The organism is Acidovorax facilis (genome assembly GCF_050626955.1).
GTDB classification, from domain to species: domain Bacteria; phylum Pseudomonadota; class Gammaproteobacteria; order Burkholderiales; family Burkholderiaceae_C; genus Acidovorax; species Acidovorax facilis.
In genome coordinates this window covers 1,322,960-1,343,271 of the sequence record NZ_CP192460.1, presented here as the reverse complement: position 1 = coordinate 1,343,271, position 20,312 = coordinate 1,322,960, and the positions used below count along the sequence as shown (strand labels likewise).

Below are 20,312 nucleotides of genomic sequence, written 5' to 3'. Positions count from 1 at the left end.
CCCGATTGTCGCACCCGCCCTTTCGGGCCCCTGCGATCTGTAGCTGTTTTCCCTGAGATTGAGAGCCATCCATGCCATCTTTTGACACCGTCTGTGAAGCCAACCTGGTTGAAGTGAAAAACGCCGTCGAGAACACCGCCAAGGAAATCGCCACCCGTTTCGACTTCAAGGGCACATCGGCCAGCATCGAGATCAAAGACAAGGACATCACGCTGATCGGCGACGCCGACTTTCAGCTCACCCAGATCGAGGATGTACTGCGCAACAAACTCACCAAGCGCAACGTGGACGTGCGTTTTCTGGACATGGGCGATGTGCAGAAGATAGGCGGCGACAAGGTCAAGCAGGTCATCAAGGTGCGCAACGGCATCGAGAGCGAGCTGGCCAAGAAGATCCAGAAGCTCATGAAGGAAAGCAAGCTCAAGGTGCAAGCGGCCATCCAAGAGGACAAGGTGCGCGTGACGGGTGCCAAGCGCGACGACCTGCAGGCGGCCATGGCGCTGATCCGCAAGGATGTGACGGACGTTCCCCTGTCGTTCGACAACTTCCGCGACTGAGATGGAGCACCCCCTGAGTCGCTTCGCGCCTTCCCCCTCCAAGGGGACGACGCCCTCGCTGCGGGGCGGCCCTTGCTTGGCTTCCCTCGCCTGGGCCGCGCCAGTTCCGAAGTACGGGGGAGGCGCACAGCGCCATCAACGAACGACGATCCACTCCTTTGCCCTGGCCGCGCTGGTTGCTCTGTGCTTGGCTCCGTCCTGGGCTCATGCGCAGGCGGTGGCGCTGGCGGGCATGCTGGGCAGCAAGGCCTTGCTGGTGGTGGATGCCAACCCACCCAAGGCGGTGGGTGCTGGGGATGAGTACCAGGGCGTAAAGGTCATTACCGTCACCAAAGAAGAAGCCACCATCGAAGTCAATGGCACGCGACGCGTGCTGCGGCTGGGCGAGGCCCCGGTGAGCGTTGGCGCCCGTGGCGGAAGCGGCAAGCGCGTCGTATTGATGGCCGACAGCCGTGGGCATTTCATCAACAGCGGCACCATCAACGGGCGTGTGATGCAGTACATGGTGGACACCGGTGCTTCCACCGTGGCCATCGGGCGGCAGGATGCTGAGCGCATGGGGCTCAACTACCAGAACGGCCAGCCCGTGCGCATGAACACGGCCAATGGTGTGGCGCAAGGCTGGCGCATGAAGCTGGACTCAGTGCGCATCGGCGATGTCGAGGTGTTCGGGGTCGAGGCCATCATCACCCCGCAGCCCATGCCCTACGTGCTGCTGGGTAACAGCTTTCTGACCGAGTTCCAGATGACACGCATCAACGACCAGATGGTGCTGGAAAAGCGCAACTGAGCCTGGCCGCTGCACACACCACCATGTCTGCCCACCACTCCACCGGCACCCCACACCACGCCGAAGGCGAGTACGAGGACTTGCTGGGCCTGTGGTCAGACCTGGAATCAGCGCTGTCGGTGCTGCTGTCGCGACCTCTGCAGGTACAGGATTTTGCCGCCAAGGTGCGCCAGTTCGATAGCTGGATGCAGGACCTGGTGGCGCACGACATCGACGCTGCGCTGTACCTGATGTTCCAGCTGGCGTCCACATCCACCGTGGGCTATAGCGCCTCCCATGCGCTGGTGTGCGGCACCTTGTGCCACATCATGGCGCACGAACTGCAGCTGGCACCACGCGAGCGCGACAGCCTGGTGCGCGCGGCCCTCACCATGAACATCGGCATGACGGCCCTGCAGGATGAGCTGGCCGAACAGCGTGAACGCCCGACACCGGTCCAACAAGAGGCCATCAAGAGCCACCCGGAAGAAAGCATGATGCTGCTGGAGCGCCTGTTCATCAACGATGCGCTCTGGCTGGACGTGGTGGGACAACACCATGCCACCGTGGCCGACCGTGTGCCGCTGGCCAACCAGGACCCCGTGGACCGGCTCACACGCGTCCTGGGCACCATCGACCGCTATGCAGCCATGATCAGCCCACGCAAGTCCCGTGCAGGCCGCAGTGCCACCGACTCGGTACGCGCCATCGTCGGGCAGGAGATCGACCAGCGCGATGAGGTGAGCTACACCCTGGTGCGCTCCATCGGCCTTTGCCCGCCAGGGACTTTTGTGAAGCTCGACAACGGCGAGACCGCCATCGTGCTGCGCCGCAGCGAAAAAGCCAATCATCCGCTGGTCGCCAGCCTTCTGGACCGCACCGGCACCCACCACGCGCAGCCCAGCCTGTACCAGACGGCCACCGGAAAACCCCGCATCCAGTCCGCTCTGGCCCGATCGGCCGTGAGCCTGGAGCTCAACCACCGCACCATGGTGCGCCTGGGCCTCTATGCCGCCCAGCACAGCGCCGGGCTCCGGGGGCTGATTTCAGGGCCAGGTTCGCTGTAGAACCTGTCCGTAGAAAAAGCTGAGCAGACGGCACGTGCACCGCAGTCAGCGCGGCGTGCCTTCCCCCTGCGTTTACTTTGGCGACTTGCCTGCACCCTCGGCGTTCGGCTTGGCCTTTTTGCTGCCCAGTCGCGACTCCTTGCCTTCGATCAGGCGCTGGATGTTCTCCTTGTGGCGCCAGGCCAGCAACATGGCCATCACGATGATGGAGCCCGCAATCGTGCCCTCGGCATACCACACCACCCCATCCACCAGCAGGTAATACACCGGCGCAAAGGCGGCAGCCACCAGCGAGGCCAGGGACGAGTAGCGGAAGAAAAACGCGATGATGAGCCAGGTCGCAGCCGTGGCTAGCCCCAGCCAGACGCTGATGCCCAACAGCACGCCCAGCGCAGTGGCAACGCCCTTGCCCCCTTCAAATCGGAAGAACACAGGCCACAGGTGGCCCAGAAAAGCCGCCAGCCCCACCATGGCGACCGTGCCGTCGTCCAGCCCATAGGGCTGACCAAACCACATCACCAACGCCACAGGCAGCCAGCCTTTCATGGCGTCCAACAGCAGTGTGACGATGGCTGCCGCCTTGGAGCCCGAGCGCAGCACGTTGGTGGCGCCGGGGTTCTTGCTGCCATAGGTGCGCGGGTCGCTCAGCCCCATCACACGCGTCACGATGACGGCGAACGACAGCGAGCCCAGCAAGTAGGCGGCCACAGCGGCAAGGATGGGATACACGGCGGTCAAAGTAACTCCTCAAAAATCGGGGGACGGCGGACGGTCTGCCGTGGCGGCCTATTCTGCCAGCGCGCAGTGCACCGGTTTAGCACCCAGCAACTGCACGCACACCTGCGGATCGATCTGCACCAGAAAGCCCCGGCGCCCGCCATTAATGGCAATGCGCGGCAGCGCCAGGATGGTTTCTTCGATGTACACCGGCATGGCGCGCCGCGTGCCAAAGGGCGACGTGCCCCCCACCAGGTAGCCGCTGTGGCGGTTGGCGACCTCCGGCGCGCACGGCTCGACCGACTTGGCGCCGATCTGGCGCGCGAGGTTTTTGGTGGAGACCTTGCGATTGCCATGCATCAGCACCAGCAAGGGCTTGGCATCCTGGTCCTGCATGACCAGGGTCTTGACCACCGTGAAGGGGTCGAGGCCTAGCACCTCGGCGCTGTGCATGGCGCCGCCGTGCTCCAGGTATTCGTAGGGGTGCTCAGTGAATGCCACCTTGTTCGCCTTGAGCAACTGGGTGGCTTGGGTCTCGGAGACGTGTTCTTTCTTGGCCATGGTGCGATCCGGGTAGGGAACGAATGGTATCCAGTTGCGCGCCCCCACTGCGAACGGCAGGCAGCCCGAATCAAGGCACCTCGATCACCCGCGCTGCTGTCGTCTTGCGCCGCCCCACCTTGCGCTTGCCGTACTGCTCAATGGCAGCCACCAGCGCCTGCGTGAACTGCTGCACCAGCGCCGACGGTGCCCGCCCTTCCACGGCCAGCACCTGCAAGCGTCGCTGCTGCAGTTGCACCTCGTCAAACGGCCGGGCCGCCAGCAGGCCCGCCTCCACCCAGCGCGCCGCCGTGAGGTAGCTGGCCAGCACCACGTCCTGCCCGCTCAGCAGCGGCAGCAGCGCCGATGAAAAATTGCTCTCCACCGCCGGCACATACCGCAGGCCCTGCACTGCACAGCTCAGGTCAAACAGCTGCCGCCCGGTCGTGTTGCCCGCACCCAGCAGCAGCGGATAGCGCACCACATCGGCCACGCTCACGCTGCGCTGGCGGGCCAGCGGGTGCTGTGCGGGCATGATGGCGTAGATCGGGGCAATGGCCGAATGCAGCACCTGCAAACCTTTCTCGGGCGCCACGCTGTACTTCAGCGCCAGATCAACGTCTCCGCGCTGCACCAGGGCCGACACTTCCTGCGGCACGTCCACCAGCAACTGCAGCTGCACCTGTGGGTGCGTCTGCCGGAACGCCGACATCACCAGCGGCATGAAGCTCGCGGCAAAGCCTTCGGTGCAGGCCACCCGCACACGCAAAGCCTGCTGGGCCGACAGCCCTTGCAGTTGCTCGACCAATTCTGTGGCCTGCGCATCGTGCGCCGTGGCATGGGCCAGCAGCCGGGTGCCCGCTTCGGTCAGCGCCATGCCACGTGCCTGACGTTCGAACAGCGTCACGCCCAGGCTGTCTTCCAGCTTGCCCAACTGGCGGCTCACCGCCGATGCTGCCACGTGCAGGCGCTGCGCCGCCTGATTGACAGAGCCGGTGCGCGCCACCTCCAGAAAGTAACGCAAGGGCAGGCTGAGCAGTGAAATGTGCATCGTGTACCTACTAACCAAAAGGCAACGCTCAGTTGCCAAATCTCTATCCAGAGCAATGGTAAACCGGCTCCCATCTTGCATGGTTTAAGGCTCCAATTCACCCATGGCTGTGGGTATCAGCGCAATCGCCTTTGTGGCAGTGGTGCCAACACCCCACGCATCAACCTCTGGAGCCTGCATGAAAAGCCTTGTCCGAGTCTCTTTGCTGTCCGCCGTCCTGGCCACCTTTGCCAGCGCCAGCACCCTGTCCCTTGCCCAGACGGCTGCGCCCTCGGAGGCGTGGCCCCAGCGAACTGTGCGCCTGGTCGCGCCCTTCCCACCCGGGGGCGGCACCGATGCCGTAGCCCGCGCGCTGGGCCAAAAGCTGTCCACACGCCTGGGCAAGTCCGTGGTCATCGACAACAAGCCCGGCGCCTCCACCATCATTGGCACCGACAGCGTGGTCAAGGCCGAGCCCGACGGCTATACCCTGCTGGTGTCGGGCTCCACCAGCTACACCGTGAACGCTGCGCTGCGGCCCAAGCTGCCGTACGACCCGCTCAAGGACCTGGCGCCTGTAGCCATCGTTGCCCGCGCACCGCTGGTGATCGTGGTCAGCGCCAGCTCGCCCCACAAGGACTTCGCCGCCCTGCTGGCCGCCGCAAAGGCCGCGCCCAAAACTATCAACTACGCCACTTTCGGCTCCGGTTCGGCCCCCCACTTGGTCGGCGCACTGTTGGAGCAGGCCGCTGGCGTGCGCCTGCAGGACGTGCCCTACCGGGGCAGCGCACAGGCCATGATGGGGTTGATCGGCGGTGAGATCCAGATGGCCATCGACACCGTGGCCAGTGCCGCACCGCATGTGCGCTCAGGCAAGCTGCGCGCACTGGCCATTGCAGGCAACGAGCGCGCCCGCGCCCTGCCCTCGGTTCCTACTGTGCGGGAGCTGAAGCTGCCAGACGCAGCCTTTGACGGCTGGTACGCCGTGGCAGCCCCGGCGCGCACGCCCGCGCCCATCGTGGACAAACTGGTGAAAGAAGTCGAGGCCGCCATGCGCGATGTCCAGCTGCAGGACCAGATCCGCGCCCAAGGCATGGAGCCCGTGTTCGTGGGCCCCAAGGCCATGCACGCCGCCATGGAAGACGAGATCGGGCGCTACCGCGCGCTGGCCCACCGTGCACAGATCGTGGTGGAGTGACCCCAGCAAGGAGAAAACGATGAACCGAGAGCAACTGATCAACAACGTTCACCACTACTTCGATGACGGCCGCTTTGCCGATGACCTGCGCCGACGCGTGGCCTGGCGCACCGAAAGCGACACCGGGCAAGTCCCCCCCACGCTGCGCACCTACCTGACCGACGAAATCGTGCCTTGGCTGGAGCCGCTGGGCTTTGACTGCCAGGTGCTCGACAACCCCGATCCCAAGGGTGGCCCGCTGTTGCTGGCCCGCAGGGTAGAAGACCCCGCCTTGCCCACCGTGATGACCTATGGCCACGGCGACGTGGTCAACGGCCAGGACAGCCAATGGCGCGAAGGTCTTTCGCCCTGGGAGCTGACCATTGAAGGTGACCGCTGGTATGGCCGTGGCACCGCCGACAACAAGGGCCAACACACCGTCAGCCTTGCCGCGCTGGCGCACACGCTGGAGGCACGCCAAGGCCGTCTGGGCTACAACGTGACACTGCTCATGGAGATGGGCGAAGAAGCCGGTTCACTCGGCCTGGCCGCATTCTGCGAACAGCACAGGGATGCGCTGAAAGCCGACCTCTTCGTGGCCAGCGACGGCCCCCGGGTGAACGCGGCGCGCCCCACGCTCTTTCTGGGTTCGCGCGGAGCCATCAACTTTTCGCTCGCGGTACGCAGCCGCGACAAGGCCTACCACTCGGGCAACTGGGGCGGCGTGCTGGCCAACCCGGCCACCGTGCTCACGCACGCGCTGGCCACGTTGGTGGACGCCCAGGGCCGCATTCTGGTCGAGGGCTTACTACCGCCTGCCGTGCCCGACAAGCTGCGCACCGCACTGAAAGACGTGGTGATCGGCGCAGGTGCCGATGACCCTGCGCTCACGCCCGGATGGGGCGAACCCGGCCTCACGCCCGCCGAACAACTGGTGGGCTGGAACACTCTGGAAGTGCTGGCTCTGGGTGCGGGCAACGCCCAACGCCCGATCAATGCCATCCCTTCCCAAGCGGTGGCCCATTGCCAGCTGCGCTTTGTAGTGGGCACCGACTGGAAGAACGTGCAAGCCACGCTGCGCGCGCATTTGGACGCGCATGGTTTCAGCCAGGTGGAAATCACCATGGGCATGGTGTGCGGCGCCACCCGGCTCGACCTGCACAACCCCTGGGTGGACTGGACGCTGGCGTCGCTGCAAGCCAGCGCGGGGCAGCCTGCCACCTTGCTGCCCAACCTGGCGGGCTCTCTGCCCAACGATATCTTTGCGGACCAGCTGGGCCTGCCCACCCTTTGGGTGCCCCACTCGTACCCGGCGTGCGCGCAACATGCGCCCAACGAGCACCTGCTGGCACCTGTGGCCCGCGAAGGGCTGGCCGTCATGGCAGGGCTGTTTTGGGACCTGGGTGAGGCGCAGGGCACACCGTGGAAGGAAGGACGTATCACCACCGCTGCGTAGACACCAGACGTACTGACCGACGTAAAAATGGGGCTGTTCAGCCCCTTTTTGCTATCTGTGCACAGTGATCACAATGCCGGGTCGCGCAGCTCCCAGCGGATGGCGTCGATCTCCTTCAACACCTCTGGCGACAGCGTGATTCCCCAGGCATTCAGGTCTTCATCCAACTGCGCCACCGACGTCACGCCGATGATGGTGCTGGCCACCTGCCACTTGGTGTAGCAGAACGCCAGCGCCATTTGCGTAGGCGTCATGCCATTGGCACGGGCCAGGGCGTTGTAGCGGCGCGATGCCGTGAGCGCCTCGGGGCGGCCCCAGCGTTGCTTGCGCACGGATTCATACGTGGCGATGCGTGCGCCCTGGGGTGCCGATGGGCCGGTGATGCCGCTCTCGTCGTACTTGCCCGTCAGCAGGCCAAAACCCAGCGGTGAGTAGGCGAGCAGCGACACGTTCAGGCGGTGGCAGGTTTCGTCCAGGCCGTTTTCCCACGTGCGGTTGATCAGGCAATACGGGTTTTGCACCGTAGCCACGCGCGGCAGGCCGTGCTGCTCGGCCAGGCGCACGAATTCGTGCACACCATAGGGCGTCTCGTTCGACAGGCCGATGTACCGCACCTTGCCCGCCTTCACCAGCCCCGACAAAGCTTCGAGCTGCTCGCGAATGGGGGTGGTGGAGGTTTCCTTGGAAGGGTCGTAGTACAGGTTGCCAAAGGCGGGCACGTGGCGCTCGGGCCAGTGGATCTGGTAGAGGTCGATCACATCGGTCTGCAGGCGGCGCAGGCTGCCCTCGCACGAAGCAACGATATCGGCCGCAGCCATGCCCTTGCCTTCGCGCACCCAGGGCATGCCGCGCGAAGGGCCCGCCACCTTGGTGGCCACCACCAGTTTCTGGCGCGCACCGGGGTTCTTGGCGAACCAGTTGCCGATGATGGTTTCGGTAGCGCCAAAGGTCTCAGCCTTGGCTGGCACCGAATACATCTCGGCCGTGTCGATGAAGTTCACCCCCCTTGCCAGCGAGCGGCTGAGGATGTCGTGGGAACCAGATTCGTTGACCTGTTCACCAAAGGTCATGGTGCCCAGGCAGATGGGGGTGACGTGCAGGTCGCTCTGACCGAGTTGGATATTGTTCATGCGGACTCCGTTGGCAAGCCGCGCAGTTTACGGGTTGCCAGCAAAGTCTGCAGGCCTGGGCTTGCACACCCGCCTCACAGGGTTTGCTGCACGCGCCATGCGGCAAACCCTGCGGTGTTTTTCTACCGTTCCATCAGCCCGTTCGACGGCAGCGTTTCATCCAGCAGTTTGCGCGCTGTCTCCACCCCTGCCACGGGCAGGCCGTTGGGATCGAGCAACCCCACCTGCACAAGCACACTGGCCTGGTCCCAGTAGATATGCTCGTGGTAGAGCTTGTCGCCGCGAAACTTGACCACCGCCAGCAGCGGTATTTCTACGCGCCGCCCCGTGGGCGCGACGCCGGGCAGCATCCAGGGGATCTCGGTGGTATGGGTGAAGCAAAACAGCATTTCATCCACCACCTGCGTGGCGCCCACCGTGCGCGAGATGGGGGTCAGGCTGGTATCAGGTGGGTTGCTGTTGACAAAGTGACGGGTGTAGAAGTCGTGCAGATGCCGGTAGCCCACACCGCCCGTCATGGTGGGGATGTGGTTCACATAGGGCTCCGCCACCATGGTGGACATGGTGGCGTCCACATTGCGCGTGGCGAACTCATATTCGCAGTGTTTGTCCCACAGAGCTGAGAGGTCGTAGTGTGGCCCCATTGCGCGTCGCAAGGCAGCCACGCTGCGCTGGTGTGCCATCAGGGCCGACGGCTTGTGGAAGTGGTCGCCACCCACGCGTGCAAACGCATGGTCGGTGCCGGGGTAGATGTACAGCTCCACGTTCTCGCGGCCCGAAAGGGTCTGCACGATGGCCTCGCGCGCGGGCGGCGGGCAAAAACCGTCAAGCTCAGCGATGTGCAGCACCAGGCGGCACTGGATATCAGCGGCTTCAGCTAGCGCAGCTTCTATGCCGACGCCGTAGTAGCCCACCGCCACGTCGGCATCGGTACGGCAGGCCGCCAGGTAGGCCAGCTTGCCGCCCAGGCAGAAGCCCAGCACACCCACCTTGCCGCCCTGCGTGCGGACCTCGGGGCGCGCACGCAGCGCCGAGATGGCTGTCTGCAGGTCCTGCACGCCCTTGGCTTCGTCAAAGCCCTGGTAGAGCGCAAATGCGCGCGGCATATCCTTCGCTGCATCGAGTTCCACCGCCTGCTCCTGGCGCCAGAAAAGATCGGGTACCAGCACCACATACCCTTCCTCTGCGTAGTAGTCGGCGACGTCACGCATGGTGCCGTTCACTCCAAAAATTTCCTGTGCAAGCACCAGCCCTGGTCCGCCGCCGCTTGCGGGTGTGGCGAGGTATGCGCGAAAGCTGCCGCTGCCGTCTGCGGCTTCGAGGGTGATCCATTGTCCTGGCATGTTCGGGATCCTTGTAGATGGTATTAGTGGTTTCAGGAGGGTTCAGGAAGCCGCAGCCCCCGAGGTGGCTTGGGGCGCTGCCACAGCCACGGTGGCATTCGCATGCCGCGCCAGCAGTTGCCGGGTGACCACCGCATAGTCCGACGGATCCACCGGCCCCAGCCACTGCTTGAAGCGGGTGAGCACATCAAGCGGCAGCCCCATGTCCTGCAGCAGTTCGTCAATGTTGTGCACCGAGAACGGGATGATGTTGGTGCCTTTGGAATGCTTGCCGTCGGTGCGCTCCTCCATCCAGGCCAGGCGCCGGTCGATCTGCGCGTTCATCTGGTCCGGCGGCGGCAGCTGCAGCCCACCGCGCAGGTGGTTGGCCAGCCACAACGCACCGATCTCGCAGTTGAGCTGGCTGAAGAACGAGGAGTTGTAGCCGTTGAACGCCAGGCGCGGCATGGCCACAGGCAGGATGGACCGGTACAGCCGGAAATTGCCGCGCGCATCGGTCACACGCTGCAGCACACTGCTGTCGAAGAACGGCACCTGCTGGTGCCAGCCCGTGCCGCAGACCACGATGTCGGCAGGCACCGTTTCACCGTTGCTCAGCACGGCCTGTCCGGGCTTCAGGGTCTGGATGCTCACGCCTTTGCGCACGCCCAATTCGCCAGCGGCCACCTTCTCGTAGAAACCGTCGGTCACCAGGCTCACGGTGCTGCGGGCGATGGTTTCGAGAGGCGTGCCCGGGTGCAGGCCGATCTCGCGGAGCTTGAGTTGGCGCGTGACCACCGATTCCACGCTGCCCAGCATGGAGTTGCGCACCGGCAGGCCCGGGCCGTGCAGGAATTTCTCGAAACCCTTGGGCTCGATGTACTTGAACAGCGCCTCGCCCATGCGCGTGAGCAGCAGGAACTTGAAGTTCAGCACGTTCATGAACTTCTTCGGAATCTTCCAGATGAGGTGGCGCGCGAGTACCGTGGTGCTGGCACTGTCGGCCGCGATGGCATTGGCCACATCGCACGACGACTTGCCGTAGCCCACCACCAGCACATGCTTGCCGCACGCATCGTTCGCGTTGTTGAACTGGCTGGTATGGCACACACGCCCGCCTGCGGCCACAAAGGCATCCGCCCCCGGGTACTGCGGCACTGCAGGCTCGCTGAAGATGCCGTTGCACACCACCAGGTAATCAAAGCGATACACCTCGGCCGGCAAGGCGCCGCCCTGCCCCGTCGCTGCGCGGCGCGCCTTCACGGTCCACACACCGGCCTCTTCATCGAACACCGCGCTCTCCACCGTGGTGGACATGCGCAGGAATGGCACCAGTCCGAAGTGCTCGGCATATGACTGCAGGTAGGCCTGCACCTGCTGGCCCGAGGGCCACTCGGGGTAGCTGGCTGGCATCGGAAAGTCCGACAGCGCATAGGTGGTGCGCGGGTTCTGCGTGGTCAGGCCCGGGTAGCGGCGCGAGGCGGCCCACACGCCGCCTACGTCAGGCTCCTTCTCGAACACCATCACCTCAAAGCCAAAGGCGCGCAGCACCTTGGCGGTGGAAAGGCCGGCGAAACCGGCACCGATGATGCCTACAGATCGGATGGTCATAGCTGCTCCTTCACGACATGAGTTTGGGGATGGCCGGCTCGTACGACTCTGGCCCCATGGCCGAGTAGCCGCCGTCGCAGGCATAGTCGGCGCCGGTCACGAAGCTGGCCAGGTCCGAGCACAGGAAGAGCACCACGTTGGCCACCTCGGCCGGGTCGCCCACGCGGCGCAGCAGGTGGAAGGGCGCGGCCACGCGGTCGGTCTTGGCGCGGTCACCACCGGTGAGCTGGTCCATGATGGCCGACCAGGTCCAGCCGGGCGAAACGCTGTTCACGCGCACGCCCTCGCCCGCGAGGTCCATGGCCATGCTGCGCGTGAGCTGCACCATGGCCGCCTTGCCCACCGGGTACAGCCAACGCCCGGTCTGCGCCACGCCCGAAGAGATGCTGGTGAAGTTGACCACCGCCCCGCCGCCCGAGCGCTGGAAGTGCGGGCGCACGGCCTTGAGCACCGTCACCGCGCTGACCAGGTTGACATTGAGCGAGGCCAGCCAGTCCTCGCGCGGCGAGGCGATGCCGTCGTCCAGGTACGAGCAGGCCAGGTTCACCAGGTAGTTCACCCCGCCGTGGCGCTCGGCGGCCAGCGCCACGCAGGCAGCCACCTGGGCGTCGTCGGTGATGTCGGTGCGGCTGAACAGCACCCCATCACCCAACTCGTCCGCCAGGGCCTGTCCAGCCTCGGCATTGATGTCGGCCACCACCACCCGCACCCCAGCCTGGTGCAGTGCACGCACCACCCCGGCACCGATGAGGGTGGCGCCCCCGGTCACGATCGCGCTCTTGCCGCGCATGCCTTCAAATCCCTGGACCATGCTGACTCCTGTGCTGACTGAAACATGTTGCGGCGCAGCAGCGGTAACACGCCGTCACATCCGCCCCCATGCACCCGGTGCTAACGCTCTTGCGCAGCACCCGGGGCATGCACAAGAATAGAAAAGCAGCCCGCGCATCCACATCCCGAAAGCGCAGGGCGTATCCCACAAACGCATGTTTTCGCGCCCCTGCCGTGGCGTGTTTCGTGCTTGCCCAAGAACCAACATCCCACCGGCCAAACCGCATGCACACCGCCCAGCAGAACAGCACCGCGCACCCGCTACCGCTGGAGCGCTATCGCCTGTTCGACAGCCACGACCTGGACGAGGCGCGCGAGTTCGTGGGCCGCGTGTTCTGCCCGCATGACCTGGCCACACTGCGCCCGGGCGCGCAGCTTGACGCCTGCCACCACAGCGTGCCCCTGCACCGCGACGCAAGCCTGAACTACGTGCAGTACGGGCCGGCGGTGCGCATTGAGCCTGGCCATTTGGGAGGCTTTTACCTGCTGCAGATTCCGCTGCGCGGTGGCGCCATGGTGCGGTGCGGCAGCCAGGCCGTGGAATCGCATGCGCTCATGGCCTCGCTGCCATCGCCCACTGAAGCGCTGTCGATGCGCTGGCACGACGACAGCCCACAATTCATCGTCAAGATAGACCGAGCGGCCATGCAATCACGCCTGTCTGCCCTGCTGCAGGCGCCCTTGCACCAGCCGCTGGTGTTTGACCTGGGGGTGGACCTGACCAACCCGGCGCTCTTGGGCATGACGAGCTTCATTGCCTACCTGCGCTCTGCGGTAGAAACCAATGCCATCCTGCTGGGACACCCGTTGCTGGCCGATCAGGCCGAGAACCACCTGCTCACCAGCCTGCTGCTCAGCACGGGACATAACTACTCAGCGGCACTGGCCTCAGGTGCATTCAGTTCTGGCGCAGTGCCCACGGTGCTGCCGCGCGTGGTCAAGCGTGCGCAGGAGTACATGCACAGCCAGTTGGAACAACCCATCACCCTGGCCGATGTGTGCGCACATGTTGGCGTCAGCGCCCGTTCGCTGCAGCAGACCTTTGCGCAATGCACGGGTAAAAGCCCCATGGCATTCCTTCGGGATTTGCGGCTTGATGCCGCCCGCACGGCACTGCAAAGCAAGTTTGCAGAACGTGCACCGCAGGTGTCGGATATCGCCGCGCGCTATGGCTTCTTCCACCTCGGCCACTTTGCAGAAGGCTACCGCCGGCGCTTCGGCGAGACGCCCTCAGAGACACGCCAGCGCCTGGGCCCACCGCACTGATCCCCGCTCACCCCGGCTGTGCCACGAAGGCATCTGCAAAGAACAGGGTGGACTGCATACCGGCCAGGGCCATAAAGTCGCGCCGCGCGGCATTCACCATGGCGGGCGCACCGCAGGCATACACCTCATGCTGCGACAAATCTGGATGGTCCTGCAACACGGCCTGATGTACCCAGCCCCTACGCCCCGTCCAACCATCGGCTTCGGGGGAGTCTGACAGCACCGGCACATAGGTCAGACGTCCTTTCAAGGCCTGTTCCCATTCCTTGCAGAGGTCATGCAGATACAGGTCCTGCCGCACGCGGCCGCCCCAGTACAGGGTGATTCGGCGTCCACTCCCCGCAGCAAGGAGCTGCTCCACCAATGCCTTGATAGGCGCAAAGCCTGTTCCGCTCGCCAGAAGAATGGCCGGGACATCGGTGGCGGTGTGCATGCCGAAGGTACCAAACGGCCCCTCAATGCGCAGCACATCGCGCACCTTGAGTTTGCCGAACACCTGGTCCGTGAAAACGCCGCCCGGCAGGTGGCGGATGTGCAGTTCCAGCAGGTCAACGCCCTCACGCGCCGGGGTGGCCAGCGAATAACTGCGACGCCGGTTGCCAGGCAGCAGCACATCCACATACTGGCCCGCCGCGTAGTGCAGGCGCTGGCCTGCGGGCGGTTGCAACTGCACGCGCATCACATCGGGGGCAAGACGCTCCATGGCCGCCACCCGCACCGGTAGCTTGCGCACATCGATACCCGGAATGTGAGGGATCTCGGCACACTCCAGCTGCAGGTCACCCGCCGCTGCCGAGCAGCACAAAAGGCGTTGGCCCTGGGCCAGGTCTTCAGCCGTCAGCGCGGAGGGTAAGGCCCCAGCAATATCCTGGACCGGCCCATGCAGCACCTGCGCCCTGCAGGCGCCGCAGCTGCCCGTTTTGCACTGGTGAGGCAAGCGGATGCCTGCGCGCGCTGCGGCGTCCAGCAGACTCTCGCCAAGCTGCGCCACAAACATCTTGCCGGCCGGCAGCAGCGTGACGCGGTGCTCCTGCGCACGGAGTTCAGCGTATGCCTGCGCAGATGGCGATTTCTGTAGATCCAAGTCCAAATCACAGTCCAGCATGGTCGGCCCTTCAACCCTTACACCGTAAGGTAACGCGCCCACAGGCTGCGGTCTGCATTGAGCGCAGCAGAGTCGCCCTGCCACACCACCCGCCCGCGCTCCAGGATCACATGGCGGTCTGCCAGGTCCACCAGGCGGTGCACGTATTTGTCCACCACGAGAATGGTCTGCCCAGCGGCCTTGAGCGTGGCCAGGTAGCGCCAGATCTCCTCGCGGATCACGGGCGCCAGGCCTTCGGTGGCTTCATCCAGGATGAGCAGGCGCGGGTTGGTGGACAGCGCTCGGCCAATGGCCAGCATCTGCTGCTCGCCCCCCGATAGCTGGTTGCCCAGATTGTTCTGCCGCTCCTTCAGGCGCGGAAACACGCCGTAGATGCGCTCCAGGTCCCACGCATCGCGCAGGCCATTGCGGTGGTCGGCAAAGGCCACCAGATGCTCGCGCACGGTGAGGTTGGGAAACACATGGCGCCCCTCGGGCACGATGGCTAGGCCCAGACGGGCGATGGCATCGGTCTTGAGCCTGCTGGTCGCCTCTCCTGCAAAACGGATACCACCGGCTGTAGGACGCAGCGCACCGACCAGGGCCTTGATGGTGGTGCTTTTGCCCATGCCGTTGCGGCCGAGCAGCGAAACCACTTCGCCTGCCGCGATCTGAAGGTCAATACCAAACAACACCTGGCTGACGCCATAGCCAGCCTCCAGGGCCTGGCAACTCAACAGGGGCTCTGGCGCGCTCATGCGATGGTCTCCAGCGTTTCGGTGCCCAGGTACACAGCCTGCACCTCGGGATGGTTGCGGATCTCGTCGGGCGTGCCAGCGGTGAGCACACGGCCATACACCAGCACGGAGATGCGGTCGGCGAGGCGAAACACGGCCTCCATGTCATGCTCGATGAGCAGCACCGCCATGTCCTTGCGCAGAGCCTCGATGAGCTGCACCATCTGTTGCGACTCATCTGGCCCCATGCCCGCCATGGGCTCATCCAGCAGCAGCAGCTTGGGGCTCGCAGCCAGCGCCAGCGCCACATCCAGCGTGCGCTGTGCGCCATGCGGCAAGGCACCCGCCGTCTCGGCAAGGCTGTGCTGCAGCCCTACGCGCTCTGCCAGTTGGTCTGCCTTGGCGTACAGCTCAGCGGCTTGCGAACGTGGCTGCAGAAAACGAAAGCTGGAGCCACTGTACGCCTGCACGGCCAGCAGCAGGTTGTCACGCACGGTCTGCGCAGGGAAGATGCGCGTCACCTGGAAGCAACGCGACATCCCGTGGGCCACACGGCGGTGCATGGGCAGCGGAGTGATGTCCACGCCGTCGAGCAGCACACGCCCTGCATCGGGCTGCAGCAGGCCCGATATCTGGTTGACCAGCGTGGTCTTGCCAGCGCCGTTGGGGCCAATCAGCGCATGGATCTCTCCCCGCTCCACCGACAGGCTCACATGGTCGGTGGCCAGCAGGCCGCCAAAGCGCTTGACCAGGCCTTCGACTTGAAACAGGCTCATCGGGCACTCCTTGCACGCCGGTCTGCCAGCGCCGCCAGGCCCTGGGGCGCATACAGAGCGGTGACGATCAACAGCGCCCCCAACGGCATGTGCCAGTAGTCGGTATTGAGCTTGAGCACCTCTTCGAGCGTGAGCCACACCGCAGCTCCCACTGGCCCGCCCCAACGTCGGCCCAGGCCACCAATCACCACCATCACAATGAGCGTGGCCGATTGCGTCCAGTGCATCATCGACGGGCTGACGAAGCTGTTGCCAGTGGCCAGCAACGCACCAGCCAGTCCCGCCACGGCGCCCGCCAGCACAAATGCAGTCAGCTGCAGCAGATACACCGGGTAGCCTAACGCCCGCATGCGCGTTTCGTTGTCGCGGATTCCCGTGAGCGCTGCACCAAAACGCGAGGCCGTTGCCCGGTCAAGCCACCACAGCACCAAAGCCACCAGCGCCAGCACCACCCAATACAGCGTCGACTCCTCGGCCCCGTTGAGGCCCAGGCCCAGCAGCGGCCGCATGGGCAGGGTGTAGCCGTCGTCGCCGCCATAACTGCGCAGTGACACAAACACGAAATACAGCATCTGCGCAAAAGCCAGCGTGATCATGATGAAGTACACGCCCCTGGTGCGCAGCGATACAGCGCCAATCAGCAACGCCGCCAATGCTGCCAATGCCATGGCTGCAGCCCACACAACCCAGGCCGATGTCACGCCCGCATCCGAGAGCATGACCACCGCATAGGCCCCCACGCCCACGAACCCGGCATGACCCAAGGCCACCATGCCACCAAAGCCCATGATGAAGTTCAGGCTGGCGGCAGCCAGGGCCACCACCAACACGCGGCGCACAAAACCGATGTAGAAATCCAGACCCAGGGCCGATGCCACCAGCGGGAACAGCGCCAGCGCCACCAGCAAGGCCAGCGGCAGCAGTGCGCCACGCCAGCGCGGCACATTCTCCTGCTGCAACGCGGAAGAAGTAAAACTCAGGGAAGAAGGCATATCAGGTTCCGTCGGTTCTATACGCCACCCGCAGCGCATGGAACTGGCGCGGCCAAGGCCAGTGCCCCCGCGCAAGAGCCGCCCCGCCGCAAAGGCGGCGTATCCAGAACTTGCGCTGGGGGCGTCCCCCTCCCGACTCGCGCAGCGAGTCGAGAAAGGGGTGAAGGCGCGAAGCGACTCAGGGGGTGTTTCATTTCAGCCCTTGGCAGAAAACAGCCCCGCAGGGCGAAAAGACAGCACTGCGGCCATCAGCGCGTACATGGCCACTTCGGCGCACAGCGGCCCCAGGTCGGCAGCCACGGCGGGCGGCAAGGTAGCGCGCAGAAGCAGCGGCAGGAAGGCTCGGCCAATGGTGTCCACCAGGCCCACCAGCAGCGCGGCCACAAAGGCGCCCCGCACCGAGCCAATGCCGCCGATGACAATGACCACCAGCGCAGGAATCAAAATGGACTCACCCATGCCCACCTGCACGGCCATGATGGGTCCCATCAGCGCACCAGCCAGTGCGGCCAGTGCAGCACCCAGCAGAAAGATGCCACTGAACACGCGCTTGACGCGCACGCCCATCAGCTCGGCCATCCACCGGTCGGATGCCCCCGCCCGCACCAGCATGCCCACGCGGCTGTGGTTGACCAGCAGGTACAAAAGCCCTGCCACCAACACCCCTGCGCCCAGCACCACCAGGCGGTACGAGGGGTAAGGCAGCCCGGCAAACAGCTCCACCGGCCCCGCCAGGGCTGCGGGCGTGGGGGCCATGATGGGGGACGGGCCCCACACCATCTTTACGGCATCGTCGGCCACCAAAATCACACCGAACGTGGCCAGCACCTGGGCCAGGTGGTCACGCCCATACAGGCGGCGCATCAGCGTCACCTCCAGCAGCACCGCCACCAGCATCGTGGCCGCTATGGCCACCAGCACGGCGCCTGCCAGCGAGCCGCTTTGCACATGCACGGTGGCCGCCACATAGGCCCCCACCATGAACAGCGAGCCATGCGACAGGTTCATCACGTCCATGATGCCGAAGACCAGCGTGAGGCCCGCAGCGATGAGGAACAGCATGAGCCCATAGCCCGCGCCGTTGAGCAACTGCTCGAAGACAAGTATCGGATTCATGGTGCGCAAGGGCCTGTTCAAGTGGGCTGCCAACGATCACTTCAACGGGCACTGGCTGGCATAGGCATCGCCGTAGTTCTCCAGCACCGTCTTGATGGTCTTGTTGGTCACACGGCCTTCTGCGTTCTTGCCGATGGTGCGCAGGTAGAAGTTCTGCACCGGGAAGTGGTTGTTGGCGTATCGGAACGTGCCACGCACCGAGGGAAACTGCGCCTTGGCAAAGGCCTTGATAAGAGCCTCCTTGTCGCTCACCTTGCCGCCCACGGCCTTCACAGCGGCGTCCATGGCGGCAATCACGTCATAAGCCTGGGCTGCGTAGATGGAGGGATAGCGGCCGCCGTACTCCTTGCGGAAAGCCGACACAAAGGCCTTGTTGGGCGCGTTGTCCATGTCATGCGCCCAGTGTGTGGTGTTGAACAGGCCCAACATCGGTTCGCCCACCGCACCGATGATGTCTTCGTCGGCCGAAAAACCGCTGGTGACCAGCGTGATGTCCTTGGACAGGCCTGCGCCCACAAACTGCTTGATGAAGTTGATGCCCATGGCACCTGGCAAAAAGAAATACACCGCATCAGGCTTGGCCGCGCGCAGCTGGGCAAGCTCGGTGGCGTAGTCGATCTGCCCGACCTTGGTGTAGATCTCGTCGGCCACCTGGCCCTTGTACTTGCGCTTGAAGCCGGTGATGCCGTCCTTGCCCGCCGGGTAGTTGGGCGCCATCACCACCATGCGGCCAAATTTCTGATCGGCAGCAAACTGCCCAGCTGCCTCGTGGAACTGGTCATTCTGGTAGGCCGTGCCGAAGAAATACGCGTTGCACTGGGCGCCTGCGAGCTGGCTGGGACCGGCGTTGTTCGAGAGGTAAGGCACCTTGGCCGCGAACAGCGAAGGCGCCACCGCCAGCGCCACGTTCGACGCGATGGGGCCGGTGAAAAGGTCGATCTTCTCGCGCTGCACAAAGCGGTCCACCAGCTGCTTGGCCTGGTCGGGGCTGCCGGCCATGTCGGTTTGCACAAACTCGACCGGTTGGCCGCCCAGCTTGCCCCCGAGCTGCTTGATCGCCAGGGCAAAGCCGTCACGCGCCTCGGCACCGGGGCCTGCAAATGGGCCCGAGATATCAAGCGCCATGCCGACCTTGATGGGGCCGGACTGCGCAATCGCAGATACGCAGCTGCAGGCCCCCAGGGCCACCAGAGCCGTCAGGCGTGCCACAACGTGCACGCGAGAGGATGAGCGAAATGTGAGAGCCATCTTCAGTCCTTGTCTAATAGCGTTCAAAAGAAAATCGGTGTGCACTACACGCCCACCTCGACCCGCCCCGCCACCACGCGCACCGGGAACGTGCGCACCGCTTCGGTGACCGGTGCCTTGCAGGGAGCGCCCGTGCGGATGTCAAAGGTGCCCTGATGCAAGGGGCATTCCACACAGCCGTCTTCCACGTAGCCATCGGACAACTTGGCGGCACCGTGGGTGCACAGGTCGTACAGGGCGTACAAGCCCTCTCCTTCGCGGAACACCGCCACGGGCAGTCCGCCCACCACCACGGGCCAGACGGCGCCGTCCGGGAAGTCATCGGGTTCGCCCACGTCGTGCCAGGCGGCGCAGGTGTGCCCGGTGGTTTCAATGTCTGTGGTTGTTTGCATGGTGGATCTCAGATGGGGGTGGCCAACAAGGTGGGTACGCGCAAGGTGTCGTACACCACCCGCTTGCTGCGGTAGCGCCACTCGCCTTCGTGTTGCACCACCTCGTCGAGGTAGGTGCCCGCCTGGTACACGGTGGAATCCCCGGCCTGACCGGTGATCACCACGATGTAGCTCGACTGCGTGCGCACCACGTCGTCCTCCACACTGGTGATGACCAGGCCCGACGTGGCGTGGCGATAGGCATGGTCCTCAAAGATGTTGGCGTGGCGCAGGGAGAGCACACGGTCGCGCAACATGCCGGCGTTGCGGCAGTACACGATGGGCGCAGGAAAGCCCGCGTCGAAGTTCTCCTTGGGGATGATTTCGTAGCGGCAGTCCTCCACAAAAAAGCCAGGCCAATCTTCCAGCCGGTTGGTGTCCAGCGCGCTCACATAGCGGTGCTGCAGCTCCAGCAGCTCGGTCCACAGTTGCAGTCGTTGTTGTGTTGTCATCTC

At 64.7% G+C, this 20,312-nt stretch carries 21 protein-coding genes; 6 read left to right on the top strand and 15 right to left on the bottom strand.

The features are described from left to right. Positions 1-71 precede the first annotated feature (71 nt). The 3 genes from ACQ4MJ_RS06085 to ACQ4MJ_RS06075 all read left to right on the top strand — a co-directional run bounded on the left by ACQ4MJ_RS06085 (position 72) and on the right by ACQ4MJ_RS06075 (position 2,393). Positions 72-557 (top strand): YajQ family cyclic di-GMP-binding protein, encoded by a 486-nt coding sequence (locus ACQ4MJ_RS06085; RefSeq protein ID WP_055402590.1) that lies wholly within the window; start codon positions 72-74, stop codon positions 555-557. 187 nt (positions 558-744) lie between these two features. Next, positions 745-1,347 (top strand): retropepsin-like aspartic protease family protein, encoded by a 603-nt coding sequence (locus tag ACQ4MJ_RS06080; RefSeq protein ID WP_431149542.1) that lies wholly within the window; start codon positions 745-747, stop codon positions 1,345-1,347. Positions 1,348-1,370: 23 nt separating this feature from the next. Next, positions 1,371-2,393, top strand: a complete 1,023-nt coding sequence (locus ACQ4MJ_RS06075; RefSeq protein WP_055402593.1) for an HD-GYP domain-containing protein — start codon at positions 1,371-1,373, stop codon at positions 2,391-2,393. A gap of 72 nt (positions 2,394-2,465) precedes the next feature. Here ACQ4MJ_RS06075 and plsY read toward each other — a convergent pair whose 3' ends face one another. The 3 genes from plsY to ACQ4MJ_RS06060 form a co-directional block, all read right to left on the bottom strand. Then, complete coding sequence (gene plsY, locus ACQ4MJ_RS06070; protein WP_121420437.1) at positions 2,466-3,131, bottom strand: glycerol-3-phosphate 1-O-acyltransferase PlsY; 666 nt, start codon at positions 3,129-3,131, stop codon at positions 2,466-2,468. Between the two features lie 48 nt (positions 3,132-3,179). Then, complete coding sequence (locus tag ACQ4MJ_RS06065) at positions 3,180-3,671, bottom strand: aminoacyl-tRNA deacylase (protein WP_055402597.1); 492 nt, start codon at positions 3,669-3,671, stop codon at positions 3,180-3,182. A gap of 70 nt (positions 3,672-3,741) precedes the next feature. Further along, on the bottom strand, positions 3,742-4,701 hold the full coding sequence (locus ACQ4MJ_RS06060; RefSeq protein ID WP_431149544.1) for a LysR family transcriptional regulator: 960 nt from the start codon (positions 4,699-4,701) through the stop codon (positions 3,742-3,744). Between the two features lie 178 nt (positions 4,702-4,879). Between ACQ4MJ_RS06060 and ACQ4MJ_RS06055 the strand changes: the two genes are divergently transcribed. Further along, on the top strand, positions 4,880-5,878 hold the full coding sequence (locus tag ACQ4MJ_RS06055; RefSeq protein ID WP_431149545.1) for a Bug family tripartite tricarboxylate transporter substrate binding protein: 999 nt from the start codon (positions 4,880-4,882) through the stop codon (positions 5,876-5,878). Between the two features lie 19 nt (positions 5,879-5,897). Continuing rightward, on the top strand, positions 5,898-7,313 hold the full coding sequence (locus ACQ4MJ_RS06050; protein ID WP_431149546.1) for a M20 family metallopeptidase: 1,416 nt from the start codon (positions 5,898-5,900) through the stop codon (positions 7,311-7,313). Between the two features lie 68 nt (positions 7,314-7,381). Here the strand turns inward: ACQ4MJ_RS06050 and ACQ4MJ_RS06045 are convergent, their stop codons facing one another. The 4 genes from ACQ4MJ_RS06045 to ACQ4MJ_RS06030 all read right to left on the bottom strand — a co-directional run bounded on the left by ACQ4MJ_RS06045 (position 7,382) and on the right by ACQ4MJ_RS06030 (position 12,187). Next, entirely contained in the window at positions 7,382-8,443 is a 1,062-nt protein-coding gene (locus tag ACQ4MJ_RS06045; RefSeq protein WP_431149547.1) for an aldo/keto reductase, read from the bottom strand. 122 nt (positions 8,444-8,565) lie between these two features. After that, a complete protein-coding gene (locus ACQ4MJ_RS06040; protein WP_431149548.1) occupies positions 8,566-9,786 on the bottom strand; it encodes a dienelactone hydrolase family protein in 1,221 nt (406 codons plus the stop codon). Between the two features lie 42 nt (positions 9,787-9,828). Continuing rightward, positions 9,829-11,376, bottom strand: coding sequence for a flavin-containing monooxygenase (locus ACQ4MJ_RS06035; protein WP_431149549.1), 1,548 nt, complete (start codon positions 11,374-11,376; stop codon positions 9,829-9,831). Positions 11,377-11,386: 10 nt separating this feature from the next. Next, the gene (locus ACQ4MJ_RS06030; protein WP_431149550.1) at positions 11,387-12,187 is read right to left on the bottom strand and encodes an SDR family oxidoreductase; all 801 of its coding nucleotides are present in this window, start codon (positions 12,185-12,187) and stop codon (positions 11,387-11,389) included. A gap of 245 nt (positions 12,188-12,432) precedes the next feature. Between ACQ4MJ_RS06030 and ACQ4MJ_RS06025 the strand changes: the two genes are divergently transcribed. Beyond that, positions 12,433-13,473, top strand: a complete 1,041-nt coding sequence (locus tag ACQ4MJ_RS06025; protein ID WP_431149551.1) for an AraC family transcriptional regulator — start codon at positions 12,433-12,435, stop codon at positions 13,471-13,473. 7 nt (positions 13,474-13,480) lie between these two features. Here the strand turns inward: ACQ4MJ_RS06025 and ACQ4MJ_RS06020 are convergent, their stop codons facing one another. From ACQ4MJ_RS06020 to andAd, 8 genes are all read right to left on the bottom strand, one after another. Then, positions 13,481-14,557 (bottom strand): CDP-6-deoxy-delta-3,4-glucoseen reductase, encoded by a 1,077-nt coding sequence (locus tag ACQ4MJ_RS06020; RefSeq protein WP_431173696.1) that lies wholly within the window; start codon positions 14,555-14,557, stop codon positions 13,481-13,483. Positions 14,558-14,595: 38 nt separating this feature from the next. Further along, positions 14,596-15,315 (bottom strand): ABC transporter ATP-binding protein, encoded by a 720-nt coding sequence (locus tag ACQ4MJ_RS06015; protein ID WP_431149552.1) that lies wholly within the window; start codon positions 15,313-15,315, stop codon positions 14,596-14,598. Continuing rightward, the gene (locus ACQ4MJ_RS06010) at positions 15,312-16,070 is read right to left on the bottom strand and encodes an ABC transporter ATP-binding protein (protein ID WP_431149553.1); all 759 of its coding nucleotides are present in this window, start codon (positions 16,068-16,070) and stop codon (positions 15,312-15,314) included. The genes ACQ4MJ_RS06015 and ACQ4MJ_RS06010 overlap by 4 nt, the downstream gene beginning before the upstream one ends. After that, positions 16,067-17,062, bottom strand: coding sequence for a branched-chain amino acid ABC transporter permease (locus tag ACQ4MJ_RS06005; RefSeq protein WP_431149554.1), 996 nt, complete (start codon positions 17,060-17,062; stop codon positions 16,067-16,069). The genes ACQ4MJ_RS06010 and ACQ4MJ_RS06005 overlap by 4 nt, the downstream gene beginning before the upstream one ends. A gap of 195 nt (positions 17,063-17,257) precedes the next feature. After that, entirely contained in the window at positions 17,258-18,178 is a 921-nt protein-coding gene (locus ACQ4MJ_RS06000; RefSeq protein ID WP_121420450.1) for a branched-chain amino acid ABC transporter permease, read from the bottom strand. A gap of 36 nt (positions 18,179-18,214) precedes the next feature. After that, entirely contained in the window at positions 18,215-19,426 is a 1,212-nt protein-coding gene (locus tag ACQ4MJ_RS05995; RefSeq protein WP_431149555.1) for an ABC transporter substrate-binding protein, read from the bottom strand. Positions 19,427-19,470: 44 nt separating this feature from the next. After that, entirely contained in the window at positions 19,471-19,818 is a 348-nt protein-coding gene (gene andAb, locus ACQ4MJ_RS05990; RefSeq protein WP_055402625.1) for an anthranilate 1,2-dioxygenase ferredoxin subunit AndAb, read from the bottom strand. Between the two features lie 8 nt (positions 19,819-19,826). Then, positions 19,827-20,309, bottom strand: coding sequence for an anthranilate 1,2-dioxygenase small subunit AndAd (andAd, locus tag ACQ4MJ_RS05985; RefSeq protein ID WP_431149556.1), 483 nt, complete (start codon positions 20,307-20,309; stop codon positions 19,827-19,829). Positions 20,310-20,312 lie beyond the last annotated feature (3 nt).